The following is a 22,567-nucleotide window of genomic DNA, read 5'->3' on the forward strand; positions in this document are numbered from 1 at the left end:
GCCGTCGGCCAGCGTAGCGTTTGCACCATGGCGGAACTCAAAGCCCAGTTGCGGGCCGATCTGACCGATGCGATGAAAGCACAGGACAAGTTGCGCACCGCGACCCTGCGGATGTTGCTGGCGGCGATTCAAACCGAAGAGGTCTCCGGCAAGCAGGCGCGCGAGCTGTCCGACGACGAGGTGCTCAAGGTGTTGGCCCGGGAATCCCGCAAGCGGGCGGAGGCGGCCGAGATCTACACCCAAAACGGCCGCGGTGAGCTGGCCGCCGAGGAACACGCCGAGGCGCGCATCATCGACGAGTACCTGCCGCCGCCGCTATCCGACGGTGAGGTGGCCGATGTCGTCGACACCGCGCTGGCCCAGGTCGCCGAACAACTCGGTGAGCGGCCCGGCATGAAACAGATGGGCCTGGTGATGAAAGCCGCCACCGCGATCACGGCGGGCAAGGTCGACGGCGCCCGGCTGGCCGCCGCGGTCAAGGGACGCCTTTGACCGCGCGGATCGAGGACTACGCGCTGCTCGGTGACCTGCACACGGCTGCGTTGCTCGGCCGCGACGGCAGCATCGACTGGTTGTGCCTGCCCCGGTTCGATTCGCCGGCGTGTTTTGCGGCGCTGCTGCACGACGAGTCCGCCGGCTACTGGCGGCTCGCCCCCGCCGGCCACGGCCCGGCCACCCGGCGCAGTTACCGCGGTGACACGCTGATCGTGGACACCGAGTGGGACACCGATTCTGGCTCGGTGCGGGTCACCGATTTCATGTCGCCGCGCGGTCACGCCGCCGACCTGGTCCGGATCGTCGAAGGGCTGTCCGGGCGGGTGTCGATGCGGATGGATTTGGTGATCCGATTCGACTACGGGCACGTGGTGCCCTGGATCCGGCGCAGCGACTACGGGCTCGTCGCGGTCGCCGGGCCGGACACCCTGTGCCTGAGCACCCCGGTCAAGGTGCGCGGCGAGCACCTGTCCACCGTCGCGGAGTTCGAGGTGGCCGCCGGCGAGCGGGTGCCGTTCGTGCTCAACCACGTCGAATCGCATCGCCTGCCCGACGCGGTGCGCTCGGAGGCCGAACGCGCACTGGCCAAGACCGAGGCGTTTTGGCAGAACTGGATCGACCGATGCAGCTACCGCGGTGAGTGGTCGGCCGCGGTGCGCCGTGCCCTGATCACGCTCAAGGCGCTCACCTACGCCCCGACCGGCGGTATCCTTGCCGCCGCGACCACGTCGCTTCCCGAAGCCATTGGCGGAGTCCGTAATTGGGACTATCGGTACTGCTGGTTGCGGGACGCCACCTTCACCCTGCAAGCACTGCTGGGCACCGGCTACATCGACGAAGCCAAGGCGTGGCGGGACTGGCTGGTCCGGGCGGTCGCCGGCGATCCGGCGAAGCTACAGATCATGTACGGCCTCGACGGCACCCGGCGGCTGCCCGAACTGACCCTGGACTGGCTGTCAGGGTATGAAGGCTCGGCACCGGTGCGGATCGGCAATGAGGCCGCCGGCCAGTTCCAGCTCGACGTGTGGGGCGAGGTCCTCGACGGCCTGCACCTGGCGCGCGAAGCCGGGATGGAGGCGGTGGAAACCGCCTGGGATATCCAGCGGGCGCTGTTGGACTTCCTGGAAGGCAATTGGGACCAGCCGGACTCCTCGTTGTGGGAAGTTCGCGGCCCCAGAAGGCATTTCGTGCACTCGAAGGTGATGGCGTGGGCGGGGATCGACCGTGCCGTGCACACGGTGGAAACCCAGGGGCTGGACGGTCCGCTGGACCGGTGGCGCGCGCTGGCCGACCGCATCCACGCCGACGTCTGCCAGCATGGGTATGACGCCGAACGCAACACCTTCACCCAGTTCTACGACTCGGCCGGCCTGGATGCCGCCCTGTTGCTGATTCCCCGGGTCGGCTTCTTGCCGTGGGACGATCCGCGGGTAATCGGCACCGTCGACGCCGTGCAAAACGAGCTGGCCAACGATGGCTTCCTGATGCGCTACGGCGCCGACCCGCAAGGCTCCGTCGACGGCCTGCCCGGCAGCGAGGGTGCGTTTTTGGTGTGTACGTTCTGGCTGGCCGACGCGCTGCACGGCATCGGTCGCCGCGACGAGGCCCGCACCCTGTTCGAGCGGCTGCTGGGGCTGCGTAACGACGTCGGGTTGCTCAGCGAGGAATACGACACCGTCGCACGCCGACAGGTGGGCAACATCCCGCAGGCGTTCAGCATGGTCGGCCTGGTCAACACCGCCCGTCAGCTCGGTGGCGCATCGACACAAACCCGCAACGGCGACCCGCGCCGGTAGCCAGCGCGCGATCGTCCGGGGCGCTGGACGCGCAGTCCCGCAAAGCCTACCCTGAATGTGACCTAAGTCACGTTCAAGATCTTAGGGGGCGGGATGATGGTTGCCACCACAACCCACTTTCCCAAACAGAAGGCGCCATGCGGGCGGATGGCCGAGGGCGATCACCACATCGAAGGTGACGACGAGGGCCTCGCCTACAACGACCTCAGGTTCTCCTGCGGCTGTCGCGAGATCCGGCACGTCTATCACGACGGATCCGTGCGGTCGCGCACCATTCGACACGACGGCAAAGTGTTACGCGACGAGCACAGCGGTGACCACGAGGCGTGAGACGCGGCAATGACCGCGTCGCACAATATCGTGGTGGTCGGCGGCGGAGCCGCCGGCCTACGCGCCGCCATCGCCATCGCCGAAACCAACCCGCGCCTCAGCATTGCGGTCGTCTCCAAGGTCTATCCGATGCGCAGCCATACCGTCTCGGCGGAGGGCGGTGCGGCCGCGGTCGCCGGTGACGACGACAGCCTCGACGAACACGCCTACGACACGGTTTCCGGCAGCGACTGGTTGTGTGACCAAGACGCGGTCGAAGCTTTCGTGGCCGAAGCGCCACGCGAATTGCTGCAGCTGGAGCATTGGGGCTGCCCATGGAGCCGTAAACCGGACGGACGCATCGCGGTTCGCGCATTCGGCGGAATGAAGAAGAAGCGCACCTGGTTCGCCGCCGACAAGACCGGGTTTCACATGCTGCACACACTGTTTCAGCGGATCCTGGCCTACCCGGACATCGTGCGCTACGACGAGTGGTTCGCCACCACCCTGCTCGTCGACGACGGACGGGTCGGTGGGGTGGTCGCCGTCGAGCTGGCCACCGGACGCATCGAAACCATCCTCGCGGACGCGGTGCTGGTCTGCACCGGCGGATGCGGGCGGGTATTTCCGTTCACCACCAACGCCAACATCAGCACCGGGGACGGCATGGCGCTCGCCTTCCGGGCCGGCGCACCGCTGAAGGACATGGAGTTCGTCCAGTACCACCCCACCGGGCTGCCGTTCACCGGCATCTTGGTCACCGAAGCCGCACGCGCGGAAGGTGGTTGGCTGCTCAACAAGGACGGCTACCGCTACCTGCAGGATTACGACCTCGGCACCCCCACCCCCGAACCGAAGCTGCGCAGCATGGAACTCGGGCCGCGGGGCCGGTTGTCGCAGGCGTTCGTGCACGAACAGGAGAAAGGGCGCACCGTCGAGACCCCGTACGGCCATGTCGTCTACCTCGACCTACGGCACCTGGGTGCCGAGCTGATCGACGCCAAGTTGCCGTTCGTGCGGGAACTGTGCCGCGACTATCAACACATCGACCCGGTCACCGAACTGATCCCGGTACGGCCCGTGGTGCATTACATGATGGGCGGTGTCCATACCGACATCGACGGCGCCACACCGCTGCCCGGGCTGTTTGCGGCCGGCGAAACGGCTTGCGTCAGCATCAACGGCGCCAACCGGCTGGGATCGAACTCGCTGCCGGAGTGCCTGGTCTTCGGCGCCCGGGCGGGCCGGGCCGCCGCCCAGTACGCGTCGACGGTCGGGGCCGCCTCGCCGGCGGTGCAGACGCAGGCCGGCGCCGAGGAGCAGCGGCTGCAACGCGAACTCGCCCGCCGCGCCGAGGGACGTGAACGTATCGCCGACATCCGGTCCGAGATGCAGACCATCATGGAAACCGCCGCCGGGATCTATCGCGACGGGCCTGCCCTGACCAAGGCCGCCGACCAAATCCGGGTGTTGCAAGAGCGATTCGCCAATGCCGGCATCGACGACCACAGCCGCACCTTCAACACCGAGCTGACCGCGCTGCTCGAATTGGCGGGGATGCTCGACATCGCCCAGGCGATCATCGAATCTGCGTTGCAGCGCGAAGAATCCCGTGGCGCCCACCAGCGCACCGATTTTACGCATCGCGACGACGACCGTTTCTTGGCGCACACCGTGGTTCATCGCGAACCCGACGGAACCGCGCGGGTCGACTACCTTCCGGTCACGATCACGCGCTGGCCTCCGGGGGAACGGGTGTATGGGAGGTAGTGATGGCAGACCGAATCGCCATGGAAGTGTTGCGGTACCGACCCGAGATCGAATCCGCGCCCGCGGTGCAGACCTACGAGGTGCCCTTCGATCGCCAATGGGCGATCCTGGACGGCCTGAACTACATCAAGGATCAGCTGGACGGGACGCTGAGCTTCCGGTGGTCGTGCCGGATGGGGATCTGCGGCAGCTGCGGGATGACCGTCAACGGGGACCCCCAACTGGGCTGCGCGACGTTTTTGGTCGACTACCTGCCCGGCCCGGTGCGGGTGGAGCCGCTGCGCAACTTCCCGGTGATCCGCGACCTGGTCGTCGATATCAGCGACTTCATGGCCAAACTCCCGACCGTCAAGCCGTGGATCATCCGCGACGACGAGCAGCCTCTCGACGACGGTGAATACCGGCAGACCCCCGCCGAATTGGACGAATTCAAGCAGTTCAGCATGTGCATTAACTGCATGCTGTGCTACGCGGCGTGCCCGGTGTACGCGTTGGATCCGCACTTCCTGGGTCCGGCGGCGATCGCGCTGGGGCAGCGCTACAACCTGGATTCGCGGGACGACGGCGCCGCCGACCGGCGCGATGTGCTGGCGGCGGCAGACGGGGCGTGGGCGTGCACGAATGTGGGCGAATGCTCCACGGCCTGCCCGAAGGGGGTTGATCCGGCCGGCGCCATCCAACGCTACAAGCTGACCGCAGCGACCCACTCGGTCAAGCAGCTGCTGCTTCCCCGGGGTGCACGATGACCACCGCCGCGCGCCCGTATCGCCAGCCGTTCCCCAGGTTTTGGTGGGCTAGGCGGCGCTCGTATCTGGTGTACATGCTGCGCGAAATCAGCTGCGTCTTCGTGGCCTGGTTCGTGGTGTTTCTGCTGGCGTTGGTGCACGCGGTCGGTGCCGGCCCGGAGGCCTACCGGCGCTTCCTGGACTTCAGCGCCCAGCCAGCGGTGGTGGCGCTGAACGTCGTCACCCTGGCGTTCGTGCTGCTGCACGCGGTGACCTGGTTCAGTGTGGCGCCGCGGGCCATGGTGCTGCATCTGCGGGGACGCCGGGTGCCGGCCCGTGCGGTGCTGGCCGGGCACTACGCGGCGTGGCTGGTGATCTCGGCGTTCGTGGCCTGGCTGGTGCTGAAATGAGCGCGCCGCGCCGGCACGTTGCCGAGCCGTTTCTGTGGCTGCTGTTCAGCGCCGGCGGCATGGCGGCGGCGCTGGTGCTGCCCATCCTGGTGGTGTTGTTCGGGGTGGTGTTCCCGCTCGGCTGGCTCGACGCGCCGGACTATGCGCACCTGTCAGCGGTGCTGGGCCACCCGCTGACAAAGCTGGTGCTGTTCGGCGTGTTCCTGCTCGCCCTGTTCCATTGGGCGCACCGGTTCCGGTTCACCGTCGAGCACGGGCTGAAGCTGGGCCGATTCGACCCGGCGATCGCGCTGTGCTGTTACGGCGCCGCCGCGGTGGGGTCGATCGTGGCGGGCTGGGTGTTGCTCGGCGTGTAATCACCCATTGGTGGACACCAACGGGACAACGCTGCGGCTCCACACCTCGCGGACCGCGATACCTAGCAGGACCAGCACGGCAGTGGTGATCGAGCCCAATTGCAGGCTGCCGCCAGCGGATCCGGCTCGCTCATGCAGCGCAAAAAGGACGATGACGGCGCCCAGGAAGGGGGCAGCCGCCGTCGCGAGGCCGAACCACCACCGGCGCAACAGCACGGCGTCAACGATCGCGGCGATGACCACGATTACCAGCGCGATCCACGCCGCGGCCACCAACACGTTCGCGACGCAGAACCCGTCCGCCGGTGCCGGGTCGGCGTAGCGCCGCGGTAGAACTGCGCCCGCCGGCAGTTCCCCCAGCAACCGGCCGACGATGAACACCCACCAGCCGACATGGCCGAGCACTCTCGACACCCGCATGGCGGAAGGGTATCGGCCGGCGGGCCACCATCAGCTTGGATGGGGAATCCAATCCCACGCGTGCAGGACAGCCCACGCGCCAAACCCCGCCGCGACCGCGGCGAATACCAGTACAGGAATCCCAGTCACGAGGTTGCGCCGAAGCAGAACCGCCACGACCGCAAACATCAAGCCCGCCTGCAACCAGACGGCGGCCGTTTGCAGCGGTCCCTCCTCGAAAAGCCGCGCAACCGGAATGTAAACCGGCCAAATCAACCAGATGGCGGCGAACAGCGCCACATACGCCGAGACGACAGATAAACCGGTGAGCATGAGGCTCTTGGCGAACGTGTGGATCCGAGGCGCTTCGCGGTCCGTTCGCAGCAGCATCCAGCTGGCCAAGACGCAGACCACCGCGCCCAAAAACACCCAGTCCAGCCACACGCAGGACAGTATCGGTTTAGCTGCGAACGCGGCTGACCTCGGGGTTCCCCGTCTTACACTTCGCGCTCGCGCGGTGGCTGAAACCGCGCGCGACCGGCGATGGCTTGGCGTGCCGTTTGGGTGCGCTGCTGCAACGGGTAACCCGACAGCACCCGTGGATGGCCGCGCCCTCGATAGGGACGGACGAAGGAACACAAACGATGAGCGCAGACAACCAACCAACCGAGAACACCAACCAACAGCAGCCGAGGTACGAGTCGCCGCAGACCGATGAACAAGGCAGCGCCAAAGCCCACCGGGTCGAGCAGGCCTACACCGAGCGCCCGACGGTCGTGATGCCCGGTACCGGCGGAACCGTCGCCGGCACCGCTATCAACGACTGGCTCGACGAGGAGGGCAACCCGAAATTCGGCGAGCCAGGTGAGGCCCCACACGCGCAGGACAGCCCTAAGGATGACACGGGCCAACCGCAAGAGCCGCCCGATTAACCCGATGCCCTGGCCGGATCGGTCAGAGCCCGCTGCCGTGATGACAAGTGTCGGGGTGGCGGGATTCGAACCCACGACCTCTTCGTCCCGAACGAAGCACGCTACCAAGCTGCGCCACACCCCGCGTGAAGCCTCGACAGCCTATCGCACCGGCGGGCCCACCCACCAAATGCGGTGCCCCGCTGCGCGGGCGCGGCGTAGATCACATCCCTGACCGCGCAACTGATGGCCCACAGTTGGGCGTGGCATATAGGCATCGACCAGCGACGTTAGGCAGACTGGCTAATAACGCTGTTGTCGGGGCAGAGGAGCGGATCATGACGGCTTTGGGCGCCGCGGTGTACGGCGGATTCTTCGGCTTGGCCGCGCTCTGGCTGGCGGCGACCTCCCCGGAGAAGACGGCCGAGGAGGATCACTCCCAGGCGGCGGACCGCTCGAACGCGGCGAGCGTCGCGGCCGGCGCGGCCATGTCCAGCCCCTGCTGCGCCACCCAGTCGTCGCAGAAGTAGGTGTCGGCGTAGCGGTCGCCGCTATCGGCCAGCAGCGTGATCACCGATCCGCTGCGCCCCGCGGCGACCATCTCCGCGAGCAGCCCAAACGCCCCCCACACATTGGTGCCCGTTGACGCCCCGACCCGGCGGCCCAGCACCGCGCTGACATGGCGGGCGGCGGCCACCGACGCGGCGTCGGGCACCGACACCATCCGATCCACCACATCGGGCAGAAACGATGGCTCCACCCGCGGCCGGCCGATGCCCTCAATGCGCGACGACCCGCCGGTGACCAGGTCGTAGCGGCGTTCGGCGTAGGCCGGGAAGAACGCGGAGTTCTCCGGGTCCACCACGCACAGCCGGGTGGCGTGTCGCCGGTAGCGGATGTAGCGCCCGATGGTGGCGCTGGTGCCGCCGGTGCCCGCCCCCACCACGATCCAGTCCGGGATCGGATGGCGCTCATCGTGCATCTGCACATAGATCGACTCGGCGATGTTGTTGTTGCCGCGCCAGTCGGTGGCCCGCTCGGCGTTGGTGAACTGGTCGAGGTAATGCCCGCCGGTCTCGGCGGCCAGCCGTTCAGCCTCGGCGTAGACCTCACCGGACTGGTGCACGAAATGGCACCGGCCGCCCTGGGCTTCGATCAATGCCACCTTGGTGGCGCTGGTGGAGGCCGGCATCACCGCGATGAACGGCAGCCCCAGCAGCGCTGCGAAGTACGCCTCGGACACCGCCGTGGAACCCGACGACGCTTCGACCACGGTGGTACCCGCACCGATCCACCCGTTGCACAGCGCGTAGAGGAACAGGGAGCGGGCCAGCCGATGTTTGAGGCTGCCGGTGATGTGGGTGGTCTCGTCCTTGAGGTACAGCGCGACGTCGGCCTCGGCGCCCCACGCCGCCGGCAGCGGGTAGCGCAGCAGGTGGGTGTCGGCGCTGCGCCGGGCGTCGGCTTCGATCAACCGGATCGCGTTGTCGGTCCAGTCGCGCGGCCGCGCGTGCGCGGCGAGCCGGGTCTGCGGCGTCAACGCGCCGAAACGGTGGGCTGCGATCGATCGAGGGTGGTCGCCGAGTCATGGCCGCCGGTCGGCGCCGCCACCAGCGTCAGCAAGGTGGCCTCCGGGCGACAGCAGAACCGCAGCGGCGCGAACGGGGAGGTGCCGATCCCGGCGGACACGTGCAACGCCATGTGCGCCCCCCACCGCGACGCCCCCTTGGCGCGGGAGCGATCCAAACCGGAGTTGGTGATCAGCGCACCGTAGAACGGCAGGCACAGCTGGCCGCCGTGGGTGTGCCCGGCCATCACCAACTGGTAGCCGTCGGCGGCGAACCGGTCCAGCACCCGCGGCTCCGGCGAATGGGTCAACCCCAACCGCAAATTGGCGGCCGGGCTGGCCGGGCCGGCGATGGTCTCGTAGCGGTCCCGGTTGATGTGCGGGTCGTCGACCCCGGCCGCCGCGATCCGCAGCCCCGCCACCTCGAACTCGCGCCGGTTGTGGGTGAGGTCCAGCCAGCCCCGTTCGGAGAACGCCGCCCGCAGGTCCTGCCAGGGCAGCGGCTCCCCGTGGGTGCGGTGCGTGGGTTTGGTCAGGTAGTTCACCGGGTTCTTCAGCCGCGGGCCGAAGTAGTCGTTGCTGCCGAACACGAAGACGCCGGGCACCGATAGCAGCTCACCCAGCGTTTGGACGACCGCCGGCACCGCCTTCGGGTGGGCCAGGTTATCGCCGGTGTTGACCACCAGGTCGGGTTCCCAGCGCGCCAGCTCCCGCAGCCAGGCCTGCTTGTAGCGCTGCTGTGGGCGCATGTGGATGTCGCTGATGTGCAGCACCCGCAGCGGCGACGAGCCGGGGGTCAGCACCGGCATCGTCACTTCCCGCACCACGAACGCGTTGCGTTCGATGATCGACGCGTAGCCGATCCCGAGCGCGGCCGATCCCAGAACGGCGGCGGCGGACCTTGTCACAGCGGGTGGTGCAGACATGTTGGCAGCCTACTGCGCGGCGTCGACGGGCGTGACGCCCCGCGCAACGATCTGGGCCGACGTTGCGCATCGGGTCGGTTTCGGCCAGCGCTGCCGTTCGCCCCGCATAGGCTGGCGGGGTGATGCCGCAGTGGCGGATCGGCCCGCTGCTTTTGCCCGTGCACGGCGCGTTCGTCGGCCTCGGGGTGCTGGCCGCGACGGCGGTGTTCTTCGCCGAAGCCCGTCGCCGCGACGCGCTGACCGAACAGTCCCTGGTCGCGGTCACCGGTGCGCTGGTCGGCGGCGCGGTGGGGATGCGACTCTCCGGCTGGGCCCGCCACCTCGACCTGCGGGAAAACCCGACCCTGATGCAGGCCTGGCAGTTCGGCTCCCGCAGCATCCTGGGTGGGCTGTTGGGCGCCTACCTGGGGGTGCTGCTGGCCAAGCGGATCGGCGGCTTCCGCGGAAAAACCGGCGACCTTTTCGCCCCCGCGGTGGCGTTGGGCATGGCCATCGGGCGGATCGGCTGCCACCTCACCGAGGCGCCCGGGCGGCCCACCGGGCTGGTGTGGGGCATCCATGCGCCCGCCACCACACCGCACTGCCCCGGCTGCCTGACCGGTCAGCCGATGCATCCGTCGTTCCTCTACGAGATCGCCTTCCAGCTGGCGGCGTTCGCGGCGCTGCTGTGGCTGCGCCGCGGGATCACCCGGCCCGGGGAACTGTTCGTCCTCTACATCGCCGGCTACGCGGTATTTCGGTTCGCCGTCGAATTCGTCCGAGCCAATGACACCGTCTGGCTGGGATTGACCCGGCCGCAGTGGTTTTTGCTGCCGACCCTGATCGTCGTCGGGTTCCGGTTGAGCTACGGCTACCGGCACGGCTACTACGACGCGGTGCTTCGACGGCAGGAGGCACCGGCGTGAGTGCCCCGCCGCCACCGCCGGACCCGGAGCGGCGGCCACCATCTCCGCAGCCGCCGTACGGGTATCCCTACCCGCCCTACGGCTACCCGTACCCGCCCTACCCCGGCCCACCGCCGCGGCCACGCGGATCCGGTGCGAAAACCCTGACCATCTTCGGGATGGCCGCCGCCGGGGTGCTGCTCGCCGCAGTGATCTACGTCGTGGTCGGATTCATCGCGCCCGGCTTCCGGATCGGGACCATCAGCCTGTTCGTGATCGCGTTCGCCGGCGGCGGCGGGCTGCTGGCGGTACGTAAACCGTGGGCGACCGGCCTGGGCTGCGGGTTGATGATCGGCTGGGCGCTCACCACCGTCGTCGCGCTGACCGTGGGCGTGGTGGGTGAGATCGCGCGCGCCTGCACCGAACTGATGGAGGGTTAGAGATGAGCAATCCACCACCCCCGGGACCGCCGCCACCCGGCGGCTGGCCGCCACACCCCGGGTGGCAGCCGCCACCACGCAAGTCGACGGGGGAGGTCGTCGGGTTCGCGGTCGTCGGCGCATTCCTGTACTTCGTGATCAATGTGGTCGTCTGGTTCACCGTCGTGAACGCCGTTTCCCACGTGGCCTCGAAAACGGTCGTTGGCCTCACCAACGCGGTGGTGCTCGCCGTCATCGCGTTCGGTGTCGGTGGCGCGCTGCTCGCGGTGCACACACCCCGGGCGAGGGGCCTGGGACTCGGGCTGATGATCGGGTGGGGGATCGCGTCGATCCTGTCGGTGGGCTTGTGCACCGGCGTGAACCCGGCCATGTATGGGTATCTGTGATGAACGGCATGGAGCTGCGTGGCGACCGGATACTGCGCTACGTCAACGCCTTCTGCCCGCACTGCCACACCGAACAGCCGGACCGCCCGTTGCGCGACGTTGCCCGGCTCAGCGGCTGGCTGGCCGAGCGGGACGGGCGGGTCTGGCTGGAGCGGGGCTGCCCGGCGCACGGGCTGGTCCGCACCCTCTACGACGAGGACCCAGAGATCCTGGCCTACCTGGAGGAGTGGACCGCACCGAGCAAGGCCCACACGCCGGACACCCCCGGCAACTTCGACCCGATCCCGGCGGCGTATCTACGCGGCCTGCCCGAAATGCAAACCCAGCACACCTGCATCCTGTTGGAGGACATCGCCGAAACCTGCAACCTGCGTTGCCCGACCTGCTTCACCGACTCCTCACCGGATCTGCGCAACGTGGTCGCGATCGAGGAGGTGCTGGCCAACGTCGATCAGCGGCTGGACCGGGAGAACGGCCGGCTCGACGTGCTCATGCTGTCCGGCGGCGAACCCACCTTGCATCCGCAGCTGCCGGAGTTGCTCACCGAGCTCACCGCCCGGCCGATCACCCGGATCCTGGTCAACAGCAACGGGGTGCGGATCGCCACCGACGACGGCCTGCTGGACCTGCTCACCGCACACCGGGAGCGGGTCGAGGTGTACCTGCAATACGACGGGCACAGCCTGGCCGCCCACCACCATCACCGCGGCGGCGACCTGCGGCGCACCAAGCAGGCCGCCCTGCACCGGCTTTCGCGCCGCGAGATCTTCACCACGCTGGTGATGACGGCGGCACTGGGGGTCAACGACGGCGAGATCGGTGACGTCATCAAGGTGGCGTTGGACACCCCGTTCGTGGGCGGGGTGTCGATTCAGCCGCAGTTCTCCTCGGGACGCTCGGGACGCATCGATCCGCTCGACCGGCTCACCCATACCGGGGTGCTCAAGCGGTTGGCCCCGCAGACCGCCGGCCTGGTCGGCTGGCGGGACCTGACCGCGCTGCCGTGTTCGCACCCGCACTGCTGCTCGGTGGGTTACCTGCTGCGCGACGACACCAACCAGTGGCGCTCCCTGGTCGCGCTGATCGGCCACGACCGGCTCAAACAGCAGCTGGGACTGGTCGCCAACCGGATCGCCGATGCCGAACTGCCGCGCGGGTTGCAGCTGGCCGTGCGGGAATCGCTGCTGGGTCTGCTGTCCGAGCGGTCCTCGCTGTCCGACCCGCAGCTCGCTCAGATCTGGCGCAACATCTGCGAGAACTGCGACCTGGGCATGTCCACCCTGCTGACCCTGGCCGCCACCGCGCTGCCCGGGCGGCGGCACAAGCTGCGCCGGTTGTTCGGTGAGCGGATGGTCCGCCTCACGGTCAAACCGTTCATGGATCTCTCGACGATGCTCGAGGAGCGGCTGGTGCAGTGCTGCGTGCACGTCGGTACCCGCGCCACCCAAGATCAGTGCGCACCGTTTTGCGCCGTGCAGGCCTGGCCCCAGTTGAGCCGTCAACGGGTGGCCGTGGCGGCCGGGCGGCTGCTGCCGGTGGTGCGCTGATCCTCGAGCCGGTTACGGCGGCGGGGGCGGGGGTTCGCCCGGGGGTGGCGGCATGATCGGCACCGTGATCGGCGGCAGCCCCGGGATCTCCACGACCGTCATCTCCACCGGCGGCAGATTGACCGGCGGCGGGGGCGGTGGCGGCGGGATGCCGTTACTGACCTCGATGGTGATGATCGACCCCGGAATCGTCTGGCCGTTGGGAGCCGTCCCGACCACCGTGCCGGACTTGGAGCTGCTGTTGACCCAGTTGGGCTGCTCGGCGACCTGGAAACCGGCCTCGGTCAACCGTTGCCGGGCCTGGTCCACCTCCAGGCCGGTGACGCTGGGCACCTTCGAGTTGGGGCCGCCCTCCACGTACCGCGGATCGGTCGGCGGCAGCTTCACCTCACCGAAACTGTTGGCGATCGGTTTCATTGCGGTGAACCAGGTGCGGGCCGGTTCGTTACCGCCGAACAGGTCGCCGTCACCGCAGTGCCGCAGTGGGAACGAGCAGAGATCGGTCGGTGTGCTGGAGTCGTCATAGACGTAGTTGGCGGCGGCGTAGTGGCTGGTGAAGCCCACGAAGCTGGAGGACCGATGCGCCTCGGTGGTCCCGGTCTTCCCCGACACCGGCAGGTCCCAGCCCGCGGCACCGGCTGCGCCGGAGGCGGTTCCGCCGCCCTGGGCGTCCTTGCTCAGTGCGTTGGCCAGCGTGTTCGCCAACCCCTGCGGCACTACCTGATCACAGGTTTCGGTGGTCACCGCAACCTCGTTGCCGTCGCGGTCGATCAGCTTGTCGATCGGGCTGGGCGGGCACCACACCCCGCCGGAGGCCAGGGTGGCCGCGACGTTGGACAGCTCCAGGGCGTTCACCTCGATCGGTCCCAGGGTGAACGACCCGATGTTCTGCCGTTTGACGAAGTCGGCCAGGCTCTCGTCGCTGTCCGGGTCGTAGTCGCGGGAAGTACCCGGGTCGGTGTAGGAGCGCAGCCCCAGTTTGACCGCCATGTCCACCGTGCGCGGCACCCCGACCTGCTGGATCAGTTTGGCGAACGCGGTGTTCGGCGAGGTGGCCAACGCGTCGGTCACGCTCATCGACCCCCGATAGCCGGCGGCGTTGAGGACGCACCACGTCTCTTTCGGGCACCCCTTGGCGCCGCCGCTGCCCATGCCCTTGGCCTGGAAGCGGGCCGGCACCTCGAGTTGGGCGTTGATGCCCATCCCCATCTCCAGCGCCGCCGCGGTGGTGAAGATCTTGAACACCGACCCGGCGCCGTCGCCGACTAGCGAGAACGGCTGCGGCCGCATGGTTTCGCCGAGATCGCTGTTGAGCCCGTAGGTGCGGTTGCTGGCCATCGCCAGCACCTGGTGGCTGGTCTTGCCCGGTTTGATCACGCTCATCACGCTGGCGACGCCCTCCAGCGTCGGGCTGGCGAATTGGTCGACGGCGGCTTTGACCGGGATCTGCACGTCGGGATCCAACGTGGTGCGGATCAGGTAACCGCCGCGGGCCACCTGCTCCTTACTGATCCCGGCCCGGGCCAGGTATTCCTGCACGTAATCGCAGAAAAAGGCGCGGTCGCCGGCCGCGATGCAGCCGCGCGGCAGCTCGTTGGGCTGCGGCAGGATGCCCAGCGGCTCGGCTTTGGCGGCCTGCAATTCGTTAACCGGCCCGGCCTGGTTTTCGATCATGGTGTCGAGCACCACGTTTCGCCGGGCCAGCGCGCCCTCGGGGTTGGTGTAGGGGTTGAGTGCGCTGGTGGACTGCACCATGCCCGCCAGCAGGGCCGCCTGCTGCCAGTTCAGCTCGGCGGCGTCCACCCCGAAATAGGTCTGCGCGGCATCCTGGATGCCGAACGCGCCGTTGCCGAATGACACCAGGTTGAGGTAGCGGGTCAGGATCTCCGGCTTTTTCAGGGTCTTGTCCAGCGTCAGCGCCATCCGGATCTCGCGCAGCTTGCGCGCCGGGGTGGTTTCGATGGCCGCGCGTTTCTCGGCGTCGGTCTGCGCGGTGACCAACAGCTGGTAGTTCTTCACGTACTGCTGTTCGATCGTCGACCCGCCCCGGGTGTCGGAGTCGCCGGACGCGTACCCGGCCAGCCCGGTCAGCGTGCCTTTCCAGTCCACCCCGCTGTGCTCGGCAAACCGTTTGTCCTCGATTGAGACGATTGCCAGTTTCATGGTGTTGGCGATTTTGTCGCCGGGCACCTCGAAGCGGCGTTGCGAGTAGAGCCAGGCGATCGTGTTGCCCTTGGCGTCGACCATCGTGGTCACCGCGGGCACCTCGCCCTGCAGCAGTTGGGCCGACCCGTTGGCCACCACGTCGGAGGCCCGGTTGGACATCAGCCCGACTCCGCCTACGGCCGGAAAGAGCAAAGCTGCGACCAGGACGCCGGCAAGCAGACAGCACCCGGCCAGCTTGATCACCGTGAGTCCGGCCGGGGGGCGCTCCGACATGGGTACCACACTAGCGACGCCACCAGCGGCACCCCAGAGATGACCCCGAACAGAGCGTCCGACGAAATTTTCCGCGGCGTTACCAGATAACCGCGCCGCTCACGGCGAATCGCCGCTGCCCGGGGCCGCCATCATGATCGGACGGGACGCCCGTCCCAAAAAAGGGGCTTTGAAACTGTTGCGCAAATGCGAGCTGACCACCTAACTTAGACACACAGTGCGACTCAGGTAACACTGACCTGCGCAATGTGGCGTAGATCGCATCCAGCGTCTGCGCCGGAGTAGGGGAGCCGCCCGTGCGGCGGCCAGGAGGAAGGATCGCTGGTGTCAGCTACACGGCCCATGGCGCGAAGGACAACCACAGCAACCACTCGCACTGCAGTCCAGAGCGCCGAGGCCGAGACCCGGATCGCCTGGGTGTCCAAGGCCCTGTGTCGAACTACTGACCCCGATGAATTGTTTGTCCGCGGCGCCGCCCAGCGCAAGGCCGCGGTGATCTGCCGCCACTGCCCGGTGATCCTGGAGTGCGGCGCCGACGCGCTGGATAACCGCGTCGAGTTCGGGGTTTGGGGCGGGATGACCGAACGCCAGCGCCGCGCCCTGCTCAAGCAGCACCCCGAGGTGGTGTCGTGGGCGGACTTCTTCGCTGTACAGCGCAAGCACCGCAGCGCTGGCTAACTCTGCTTAGGTCCTAGCGGGTTCTAAGGTCGTCTTAGTGCCGAGATCGACACCAGCGCGGAAAAGCTCGAGAAGGCGCCTCGGTAGCGTCGATCTCGATGCGCGTGCTCGATGCGCGTCGAGTCCTCAGCCGGCGGCAGACGTCAACTGGTCGGCGATCGCGCGCAGCGCCTCCAAATCGGAGACGTCGAACGGGAGCGAGGGCACCCCGACGATCGCGACGTGGGGGTTGGCCCCGGTGAACCGGGACAGCAGCCGGACCTCCCGCTTGGCGGTCGAACCGCGGTTGGCGTGAACCTGCAACACCGCGGCCGTCAGCGTCGTGGCATCGTCGGTGTCCGCCTTGTCCTGCAGGGTCTCGGTGCCGTCGATGGCGCGCTCCACCGGCAGATTGCACAGCAGCGGGTGGGTGCGGTTGAGGATCAAGCCGGCCAGCGGCATCCGCTCCTGCGAGAGCCGGTCGACGAAGAACGACGCCTCGCGCAGCGCGTCCGGCTCGGCCGCGGACACCACCACGAACTGGGTGCCGTGCCGCTTGAGCAGGTCGTAGGTGCGGTCCGCCTTTTCCCGGAACCCGCCGAAGGTGGCGTCCAGAGACTGAACGAAACCCGCGGCATCGGACAGCATCTGGGATCCGAGCACGGTCGACAGCGCCTTCATCGCCAGCCCGACCGCGCCGGTCACCAGCCGCCCGATGCCGCGCCCGGGACCCAGCAGCAGCTTCCACAGCCGGCTGTCCATGAAGCTGCCCAGCCGCTTGGGCGCATCCAGGAAGTCCAGCGCGTTGCGGGACGGCGGGGTGTCCACCACCACCAGGTCCCACCGGTCCTCGCCCAGCAGCTGACCCAGCTTCTCCATGGCCATGTACTCCTGCGTACCGGCGAGTGAGGTGGCCACCGTCTGATAGAACTGGTTGTCCAGAATCGCTTGTGCCCGTTCGGGTCCGGAGTATTGCATCACCATCTCGTCGAAGGTGCGGCGCATGTCGAGCATCATCGCGTACAGCTCGCCGGACACCTCGTCGGGCAGCGGCACCCGCTGCGGGGTGTTGCCAAGGTCGTTGATGCCCAACGCCTGCGCCAACCGCTTCGCCGGGTCGATGGTGAGCACCACCACCGTGCGGCCGTATTCGGCGGCCCGCAGCGCCATCGACGCGGCCGTGGTGGTCTTGCCCACCCCGCCGGCACCGCAGCACACCACCACCCGGTTGCTGGTGTCGGACAGGATCGCGCCGACGTCCAGGGCCGGGGGCTTGCTGGTCGGGTTGGGACTCATCGAACCCCCTGCTGGGCAAGTATTTCGGAGAGCTCGTAAAGGCTGCCGAGGTCGACGCCGTCGGCGATCATCGGCAGCTCCAACCGCGGCACATGCAGCCGCTCCAGCTGCTCGGCGGTCTCGGCGCGGGCGGTGATCCGGGTGGCGTGCTGGATCGTCTCGGTCAGCAGGCCGGCGAAGTCGTCGTCGCTCAACGTGATCCCGGCGGCGGTGAGCCCGGCCCGCACCGCGTCGGCGTCGACCACCCCCTCGGCGGCCTTCGCGAGGTCGTCGGGGGCCAGATAGGCCGGAATGTTGCGGTTGACGATGACGCTGCCGATCGGCAGTTCCAGCTCGTTGAGCTCGTCGATCGCCTCCATGGTCTCCTGCATGGGCAGCGCCTCGAGCAGCGTCACCAGGTGCACCGCGGTCTGATCGGAGTGCAGCAGCTTGACCACGCCGTCGGCCTGGGAGTGCACCGGGCCGCCCTTGGCCAGCTCGGACACCGCCTTGGTGACGTCCAGGAACCGCGCGATGCGGCCGGTGGGCGGCGCATCGACGACGACCGCGTCGTACACCGGATGCTTGTTCTTGGCGCCCTTGTCCAGGCGGATGACGGCTTCCTTGATCTTGCCGGTCAGCAGCACGTCGCGCAGGCCCGGGGCGATCGTGGTGGCGAACTCGATGGCCCCGATCCGGCGCATCGCCCGCCCGGCGATGCCCAGGTTGTAGAACATGTCGAGGTATTCCAAGAACGCGGCCTCGATATCGATCGCCAGCGCGTTGACCTGGCCGCCGCCGTCGGCGGTGGCGATCTTTAGCTCCTGATACGGCAACGGGGGGACGTCGAAGAGCTGCGCAATGCCTTGGCGCCCTTCGACTTCCACCAACAGCACCTTGCGGCCGCCGGCGGCCAGCGCCAGTGCCAGCGCGGCCGCGACCGTCGACTTGCCGGTACCGCCTTTTCCGGTGATGAAATGCAGGCGGGCCTTGGACAAACGCGACGGCCAGCCAATAGGGCTGTCGCCGCTCGGTGTGGGTGCCACCACTGCATGCTAACCAAGCTGCCCGGCTCCTCCTCACGCCGCTCCGCGGCGCGCATCGTCGCCGGGCGCCAAGGCCGTTGCGGGCTTACCGATAAGCTCACGTTATGAGCCAACGGACCACGTGGGAGTATGCGACCGTTCCCCTGCTGACCCATGCGACCAAGCAGATCCTCGACCAGTGGGGCGAGGACGGCTGGGAGCTGGTCACGGTGATGCCCGGCCCGACCGGTGAGCAACTGGTGGCCTACCTCAAACGACCGAAATGAGCGCGTCGGCCCGGCTGGCCGAGCTCGGCCTGGAGCTGCCGCCGGTGGTGACGCCGCTGGCGTCCTACGTACCGGCGGTGCGCACCGGAAACCTCGTCTACACCTCCGGCCAGCTGCCGATGGAGGGGGGCAAACTCGCCGGCACCGGCAAGGTCGGCGCCGAGATCAGCCCGGAGCAGGGTGCGGCGCTGGCGCGCACCTGTGCGCTCAACGCGTTGGCCGCGGTGGACGCGCTGGTCGGAGTCGACGCGGTGACCCGGGTGGTCAAGGTGGTCGGCTTCGTGGCGTCGGCACCCGGATTCCACGGCCAGCCGGGCGTGATCAACGGCGCGTCCAACCTGCTGGGCGAGGTGTTCGGGGACAGCGGCGCGCACGCCCGGTCCGCGGTGGGGGTGGCCGAGCTGCCGCTGGACGCGCCGGTGGAGGTCGAATTGATCGTCGAAGTTGGGTGACCGGTGGCGCTGTCTCACCCCGCCTACGGTCAGCTGCGACCGGTCACCGCCACCGCCTCGGTGGTGCTGGCCGATAACCCCGGGTTGATGACGCTGGACGGCACCAACACCTGGGTGCTGCGCGGGCCGGGCAGCGACGAGGTGGTGATCGTCGATCCCGGGCCCGACGACGCCGAGCACATCGCGCGGGTCGCCGAGGTCGGCCGGGTGGCGCTGGTGCTGATCAGCCACCGGCATTTCGACCACACCGACGGCATCGACAAGCTGGTCGACGCCACCGGGGCCACCGTGCGCGCGGTGGGCAGCGGGTTTTTACGCGGCCTGGGGGGACCGTTGACCGACGGCGAGGTGATCGACGCCGCCGGGCTGCGGATCACGGTGATGGCCACCCCCGGGCACACCGCCGACTCGCTGTCGTTCGTCCTCGAGGATGCGGTGCTGACCGCGGACACCGTGCTGGGCCGCGGCACCACCGTCATCGACACCGAGGACGGCAGCTTGGGCGACTATCTGACGTCGCTGCGCCGGCTGCGCGGCCTGGGCCCCCGGATGGTGCTGCCGGGCCACGGCCCGGAGCTGCCCAACCTGGACGCCGTCGCGTCGGGATACCTCGCGCACCGTGAGCAGCGGCTGAACCAGGTGCGCTCCGCGCTGGGTGAACTCGGCGAGGACGCCACCGCGCGCCAGATCGTCGAACACGTCTACATCGACGTCGACGAGGAGCTGTGGGGCGCCGCGGAATGGTCGGTGCAGGCCCAGCTGGACTATCTGCGTCGGTGACCCTCGGGCTGCGCCGAGATCGACGCTACCGAGGAAAATGCCGAGGACACGCCGCGCTAACGTTGATCTCGACGCGATGGGAACGATCTACCGCGCCCGGCGCGCCAACCGCTCCGAGTCGGAGATCAGCACGCTCTTGCCCTCCAACCGGATCCAGCCGCGGTGGGCGAAGTCGGCCAGCGCCTTGTTCACCGTCTCCCGCGAGGCGCCCACCAGCTGAGCGATCTCCTCCTGGGTGAGGTCGTGGGTGACCCGCAGGGCGCCGCCCTCTTGGGTGCCGAACCGCTGGGCCAGCTGCAGCAGCTGCTTGGCGACCCGGCCGGGCACGTCGGTGAAGATCAGGTCGGCGAGGTTGTTGTTGGTGCGCCGCAGCCGGCGGGCCAGTACCCGCAGCAGCTGCTCGGCGATCTCCGGGCGGTCGGCGATCCAGGCCCGCAGCGCGTCGCGGTCCATCGACACCGCGCGCACCTCGGTGATCGTGGTCGCGCTGGAGGTCCGGGGGCCGGGGTCAAAGATCGACAACTCGCCGAACATGTCCGACGGGCCCATGATGGTCAGCAGGTTCTCCCGGCCGTCCGGGGACCGGCGGCCGATCTTCACCTTGCCGGAAATGATGATGTACAGCCGGTCGCCCGGTTCCCCTTCGGCGAACACCGTGTGTCCGCGTGGGAAGTCGACGGGTTGCAATTGCTTGGTCAGCGCGGCGACGGCGCTGGGTTCAACCCCCTGGAAGATTCCGGCCCTCGCCAGGATCTCGTCCACGTTGCCCCTTAAGTGCTCTTCTGATGTGTGAAAACTCGCATGCCAACCCCTACATAGGTTAGCGAATCTAAGTCTAGAGGTAGGCCCGGACCGACGTGCCAACGCTACACACGATCGGCCTGTTTAGTCGGCCGAAACTGCGGATTTGCCCGTGAATGTATCTGTCGCCGGGCCGGCACCCCGAGCCCGACCGCCGGCGGCGGGGACACCGGGGGGATCCAGTCCAGGGTGGTGTCGAGCTGCTCGAGACGGCGCCGCTGGAAGCACTCGAGCGCTTCGGGCATCCCGTCGCGGGCCAACGTGCCCACCTCGTCGGCTTCGGCCTGGTCGAGAAACTCCGCGACGTCGGCCGCCGTGACGGTGTCGTCGTTAAGGCCGGTTTCCAGCCGTTCCAGTCCGATGGCGGCCAGCATCAGCAACCCCGGGATGACGGCCACTAGCAACCAAGACACAAGGAGCAAGTAAACACGGGCAAGGTCTCGGTGGGATCACGAATTAGTACCCTGTCGTAGGTGACAGTGGCCAAGCCTTCCTCCGGCGCTCAATCGGCGCCCGCCGCCGCGGGTGGCAAAGTCGCCCGGCGCTGGGCCGAAGAGACCCGCCTCGGATTGGTGCGCCGCGCCCGTCGCATGAATCGCGCACTGGCGCAAGCGTTTCCGGAAGTACGTTGCGAGCTGGACTTCACCACGCCGCTCGAGTTGACGGTGGCCACCATCCTGTCGGCGCAGAGCACCGATAAGCGCGTCAACCTGACCACCCCGGCGTTGTTCGCCCGATATCGGACCGCGCTGGACTACGCCCAGGCCAACCGCGCCGAACTCGAAGACCTCATCCGTCCCACTGGTTTCTTCCGTAACAAGGCAACCTCGTTGATCGGCCTCGGGCAAGCTTTGGTGGAGCGGTTCGACGGGGAGGTGCCGGCCACCATGGCCGAGCTGGTCACCCTGCCCGGGGTGGGCCGCAAAACCGCCAACGTCATCCTCGGCAACGCCTTCGATGTCCCCGGCATCACCGTCGACACCCACTTCGGGCGGCTGGTGCGGCGCTGGCGGTGGACCGCCGAGGAGGATCCGGTCAAGGTCGAACACGCCGTCGGCGAACTCATCGAACGCAACCAGTGGACGCTGCTCAGCCACCGGGTGATCTTCCACGGCCGCCGGGTCTGTCATGCCCGCAAACCGGCCTGCGGGGTGTGTGTGCTGGCCAAGGACTGCCCGTCGTTCGGGCTGGGCCCCACCGACCCGCTGATCGCCGCGGCCCTGGTCAAAGGCCCGGAGACCGAGCATCTGCTGGCCCTGGCCGGGCTGTAGCGCGGCGTCGGCGGCGCGGCCGTGAGCACCTCAACCCGCTGGACCCTCGCGGTGATCACCGTGATCGCCGCGCTGATCGCCGCGCTGGTGTTCGCCCTGCGCGACACCGCCCCCCGGCCCGGGGCGCCGCCGCCGACGGCGGCTGACCGCGAACACCGCGACGCCGACACCGACGCGGCGCTGCGCGAACCCCGCCGGCGCGCCGGCTTGCCGCCGTGTCCCACCGGCGCGGACACCGACGGGCCGGGCCCGCTGCACGGGGTCCTCGTCGAATGCGCGGCCACCGGCGCGCCGGTCGACGTCGGCCGGGCGGTGGCCGGCCGCCGGGTGGTACTGAATCTGTGGGCGTACTGGTGCCAGCCGTGCCGGGCCGAGCTGCCCGCGATGGCCGAATATCAACGCCGCGTCGGGCCCGGCGTGACGGTGCTGACGGTGCATCAGGACGAGAACGAGACCGCCGGGCTGCTGCGGTTGGCCGAGCTGGGGGTGCGGCTGCCGACCCTGCAGGACGGCCAGCGCCGGGTCGCCGCCGCGCTGCGGGTCCCTAATGTGATGCCCGCGACAGTGGTGTTGGCGGCGGACGGTACCGTTGCGCAGGTCCTGCCGCGAGCATTCGCCAGCGCTGACGAGATCGCTGCCGCGGTCGGTGGCTAGGCGTG

At 68.5% G+C, this 22,567-nt stretch carries 27 protein-coding genes and 1 tRNA gene; 18 read left to right on the forward strand and 10 right to left on the reverse strand.

The window, feature by feature from the left end:
- Positions 1 to 27 precede the first annotated feature (27 nt).
- The 7 genes from ACAG26_RS08320 (at position 28) to frdD (ending at position 5,861) form a co-directional block, all read left to right on the forward strand.
- Positions 28 to 492, forward strand: coding sequence for a GatB/YqeY domain-containing protein (locus ACAG26_RS08320; RefSeq protein WP_370481091.1), 465 nt, complete (start codon positions 28 to 30; stop codon positions 490 to 492).
- Positions 489 to 2,291 carry a glycoside hydrolase family 15 protein gene (locus ACAG26_RS08325; protein ID WP_370481092.1) on the forward strand — a complete coding sequence of 601 codons (1,803 nt, stop codon included), beginning with the start codon at positions 489 to 491 and terminating at the stop codon, positions 2,289 to 2,291. The genes ACAG26_RS08320 and ACAG26_RS08325 overlap by 4 nt, the downstream gene beginning before the upstream one ends.
- 96 nt (positions 2,292 to 2,387) lie before the next feature.
- The gene (locus tag ACAG26_RS08330; RefSeq protein WP_370481094.1) at positions 2,388 to 2,621 is read left to right on the forward strand and encodes a hypothetical protein; all 234 of its coding nucleotides are present in this window, start codon (positions 2,388 to 2,390) and stop codon (positions 2,619 to 2,621) included.
- A gap of 9 nt (positions 2,622 to 2,630) precedes the next feature.
- Positions 2,631 to 4,370 carry a fumarate reductase (quinol) flavoprotein subunit gene (frdA, locus tag ACAG26_RS08335; protein WP_370481096.1) on the forward strand — a complete coding sequence of 580 codons (1,740 nt, stop codon included), beginning with the start codon at positions 2,631 to 2,633 and terminating at the stop codon, positions 4,368 to 4,370.
- Positions 4,371 to 4,372: 2 nt separating this feature from the next.
- Entirely contained in the window at positions 4,373 to 5,116 is a 744-nt protein-coding gene (locus ACAG26_RS08340) for a succinate dehydrogenase/fumarate reductase iron-sulfur subunit (protein WP_370481098.1), read from the forward strand.
- Positions 5,113 to 5,505, forward strand: coding sequence for a fumarate reductase subunit C (locus ACAG26_RS08345; protein ID WP_370481100.1), 393 nt, complete (start codon positions 5,113 to 5,115; stop codon positions 5,503 to 5,505). Before ACAG26_RS08340 ends, ACAG26_RS08345 begins: the two co-directional genes overlap by 4 nt.
- Positions 5,502 to 5,861, forward strand: a complete 360-nt coding sequence (frdD, locus tag ACAG26_RS08350) for a fumarate reductase subunit FrdD (protein WP_370481101.1) — start codon at positions 5,502 to 5,504, stop codon at positions 5,859 to 5,861. Before ACAG26_RS08345 ends, frdD begins: the two co-directional genes overlap by 4 nt.
- On the opposite strand, the gene ACAG26_RS08355 is transcribed toward frdD, so the two are convergent.
- Complete coding sequence (locus ACAG26_RS08355) at positions 5,862 to 6,281, reverse strand: hypothetical protein (RefSeq protein WP_370481103.1); 420 nt, start codon at positions 6,279 to 6,281, stop codon at positions 5,862 to 5,864.
- Between the two features lie 30 nt (positions 6,282 to 6,311).
- Complete coding sequence (locus ACAG26_RS08360; protein ID WP_370481105.1) at positions 6,312 to 6,704, reverse strand: hypothetical protein; 393 nt, start codon at positions 6,702 to 6,704, stop codon at positions 6,312 to 6,314.
- Between the two features lie 200 nt (positions 6,705 to 6,904).
- Here ACAG26_RS08360 and ACAG26_RS08365 point away from each other — a divergent pair, with 200 nt between their 5' ends.
- Positions 6,905 to 7,192: a hypothetical protein gene (locus tag ACAG26_RS08365; RefSeq protein ID WP_370481106.1), complete on the forward strand. Its 288-nt coding sequence runs from the start codon at positions 6,905 to 6,907 to the stop codon at positions 7,190 to 7,192.
- 50 nt (positions 7,193 to 7,242) lie between these two features.
- On the opposite strand, the gene ACAG26_RS08370 is transcribed toward ACAG26_RS08365, so the two are convergent.
- The 3 genes from ACAG26_RS08370 to ACAG26_RS08380 all read right to left on the reverse strand — a co-directional run bounded on the left by ACAG26_RS08370 (position 7,243) and on the right by ACAG26_RS08380 (position 9,646).
- Positions 7,243 to 7,316 (reverse strand) — tRNA-Pro (locus ACAG26_RS08370).
- 288 nt (positions 7,317 to 7,604) lie between these two features.
- Entirely contained in the window at positions 7,605 to 8,711 is a 1,107-nt protein-coding gene (locus ACAG26_RS08375; RefSeq protein WP_370481108.1) for a PLP-dependent cysteine synthase family protein, read from the reverse strand.
- On the reverse strand, positions 8,708 to 9,646 hold the full coding sequence (locus tag ACAG26_RS08380; protein WP_370481110.1) for a metallophosphoesterase: 939 nt from the start codon (positions 9,644 to 9,646) through the stop codon (positions 8,708 to 8,710). The genes ACAG26_RS08375 and ACAG26_RS08380 overlap by 4 nt, the downstream gene beginning before the upstream one ends.
- A gap of 137 nt (positions 9,647 to 9,783) precedes the next feature.
- Between ACAG26_RS08380 and ACAG26_RS08385 the strand changes: the two genes are divergently transcribed.
- From ACAG26_RS08385 to ACAG26_RS08400, 4 genes are read left to right on the forward strand one after another with little or no spacing between them, the layout of a single operon-like run.
- The gene (locus ACAG26_RS08385; protein WP_370481113.1) at positions 9,784 to 10,569 is read left to right on the forward strand and encodes a prolipoprotein diacylglyceryl transferase; all 786 of its coding nucleotides are present in this window, start codon (positions 9,784 to 9,786) and stop codon (positions 10,567 to 10,569) included.
- Positions 10,566 to 10,988, forward strand: a complete 423-nt coding sequence (locus ACAG26_RS08390) for a hypothetical protein (protein WP_370481115.1) — start codon at positions 10,566 to 10,568, stop codon at positions 10,986 to 10,988. The genes ACAG26_RS08385 and ACAG26_RS08390 overlap by 4 nt, the downstream gene beginning before the upstream one ends.
- Before the next feature lie 2 nt (positions 10,989 to 10,990).
- Positions 10,991 to 11,374, forward strand: coding sequence for a hypothetical protein (locus ACAG26_RS08395; RefSeq protein ID WP_370481118.1), 384 nt, complete (start codon positions 10,991 to 10,993; stop codon positions 11,372 to 11,374).
- 8 nt (positions 11,375 to 11,382) lie between these two features.
- Positions 11,383 to 12,921: a radical SAM protein gene (locus tag ACAG26_RS08400; RefSeq protein ID WP_370481121.1), complete on the forward strand. Its 1,539-nt coding sequence runs from the start codon at positions 11,383 to 11,385 to the stop codon at positions 12,919 to 12,921.
- Between the two features lie 12 nt (positions 12,922 to 12,933).
- On the opposite strand, the gene ponA2 is transcribed toward ACAG26_RS08400, so the two are convergent.
- A complete protein-coding gene (gene ponA2, locus ACAG26_RS08405) occupies positions 12,934 to 15,360 on the reverse strand; it encodes a transglycosylase/D,D-transpeptidase PonA2 (protein ID WP_370481123.1) in 2,427 nt (808 codons plus the stop codon).
- Between the two features lie 324 nt (positions 15,361 to 15,684).
- Between ponA2 and ACAG26_RS08410 the strand changes: the two genes are divergently transcribed.
- Positions 15,685 to 16,038, forward strand: a complete 354-nt coding sequence (locus ACAG26_RS08410) for a WhiB family transcriptional regulator (RefSeq protein WP_071026907.1) — start codon at positions 15,685 to 15,687, stop codon at positions 16,036 to 16,038.
- A gap of 126 nt (positions 16,039 to 16,164) precedes the next feature.
- Here the strand turns inward: ACAG26_RS08410 and ACAG26_RS08415 are convergent, their stop codons facing one another.
- Together ACAG26_RS08415 and ACAG26_RS08420 are read right to left on the reverse strand one after the other, a co-directional pair.
- Positions 16,165 to 17,313 (reverse strand): ArsA family ATPase, encoded by a 1,149-nt coding sequence (locus tag ACAG26_RS08415; RefSeq protein WP_370481127.1) that lies wholly within the window; start codon positions 17,311 to 17,313, stop codon positions 16,165 to 16,167.
- On the reverse strand, positions 17,310 to 18,341 hold the full coding sequence (locus ACAG26_RS08420) for an ArsA-related P-loop ATPase (protein WP_370481130.1): 1,032 nt from the start codon (positions 18,339 to 18,341) through the stop codon (positions 17,310 to 17,312). Before ACAG26_RS08420 ends, ACAG26_RS08415 begins: the two co-directional genes overlap by 4 nt.
- 101 nt (positions 18,342 to 18,442) lie before the next feature.
- Between ACAG26_RS08420 and ACAG26_RS08425 the strand changes: the two genes are divergently transcribed.
- From ACAG26_RS08425 to ACAG26_RS08435, 3 genes are read left to right on the forward strand one after another with little or no spacing between them, the layout of a single operon-like run.
- Complete coding sequence (locus ACAG26_RS08425) at positions 18,443 to 18,604, forward strand: DUF4177 domain-containing protein (RefSeq protein WP_095407091.1); 162 nt, start codon at positions 18,443 to 18,445, stop codon at positions 18,602 to 18,604.
- Positions 18,601 to 19,056, forward strand: coding sequence for a RidA family protein (locus tag ACAG26_RS08430; protein ID WP_370481136.1), 456 nt, complete (start codon positions 18,601 to 18,603; stop codon positions 19,054 to 19,056). The genes ACAG26_RS08425 and ACAG26_RS08430 overlap by 4 nt, the downstream gene beginning before the upstream one ends.
- Positions 19,057 to 19,059: 3 nt before the next feature.
- Positions 19,060 to 19,836, forward strand: a complete 777-nt coding sequence (locus ACAG26_RS08435) for an MBL fold metallo-hydrolase (protein WP_370481139.1) — start codon at positions 19,060 to 19,062, stop codon at positions 19,834 to 19,836.
- Between the two features lie 87 nt (positions 19,837 to 19,923).
- Here ACAG26_RS08435 and crp read toward each other — a convergent pair whose 3' ends face one another.
- Together crp and ACAG26_RS08445 are read right to left on the reverse strand one after the other, a co-directional pair.
- Positions 19,924 to 20,598 carry a cAMP-activated global transcriptional regulator CRP gene (crp, locus tag ACAG26_RS08440; protein WP_059101725.1) on the reverse strand — a complete coding sequence of 225 codons (675 nt, stop codon included), beginning with the start codon at positions 20,596 to 20,598 and terminating at the stop codon, positions 19,924 to 19,926.
- 104 nt (positions 20,599 to 20,702) lie between these two features.
- Positions 20,703 to 21,011, reverse strand: coding sequence for a hypothetical protein (locus ACAG26_RS08445; protein WP_370481225.1), 309 nt, complete (start codon positions 21,009 to 21,011; stop codon positions 20,703 to 20,705).
- A gap of 216 nt (positions 21,012 to 21,227) precedes the next feature.
- Here ACAG26_RS08445 and nth point away from each other — a divergent pair, with 216 nt between their 5' ends.
- Positions 21,228 to 21,908, forward strand: a complete 681-nt coding sequence (nth, locus tag ACAG26_RS08450) for an endonuclease III (RefSeq protein ID WP_370481228.1) — start codon at positions 21,228 to 21,230, stop codon at positions 21,906 to 21,908.
- 21 nt (positions 21,909 to 21,929) lie between these two features.
- Positions 21,930 to 22,562, forward strand: a complete 633-nt coding sequence (locus ACAG26_RS08455) for a TlpA family protein disulfide reductase (RefSeq protein WP_370481141.1) — start codon at positions 21,930 to 21,932, stop codon at positions 22,560 to 22,562.
- Positions 22,563 to 22,567 lie beyond the last annotated feature (5 nt).

It is taken from the genome of Mycobacterium sp. pUA109 (genome assembly GCF_041287095.1).
Classification (GTDB): Bacteria; Actinomycetota; Actinomycetes; order Mycobacteriales; family Mycobacteriaceae; genus Mycobacterium.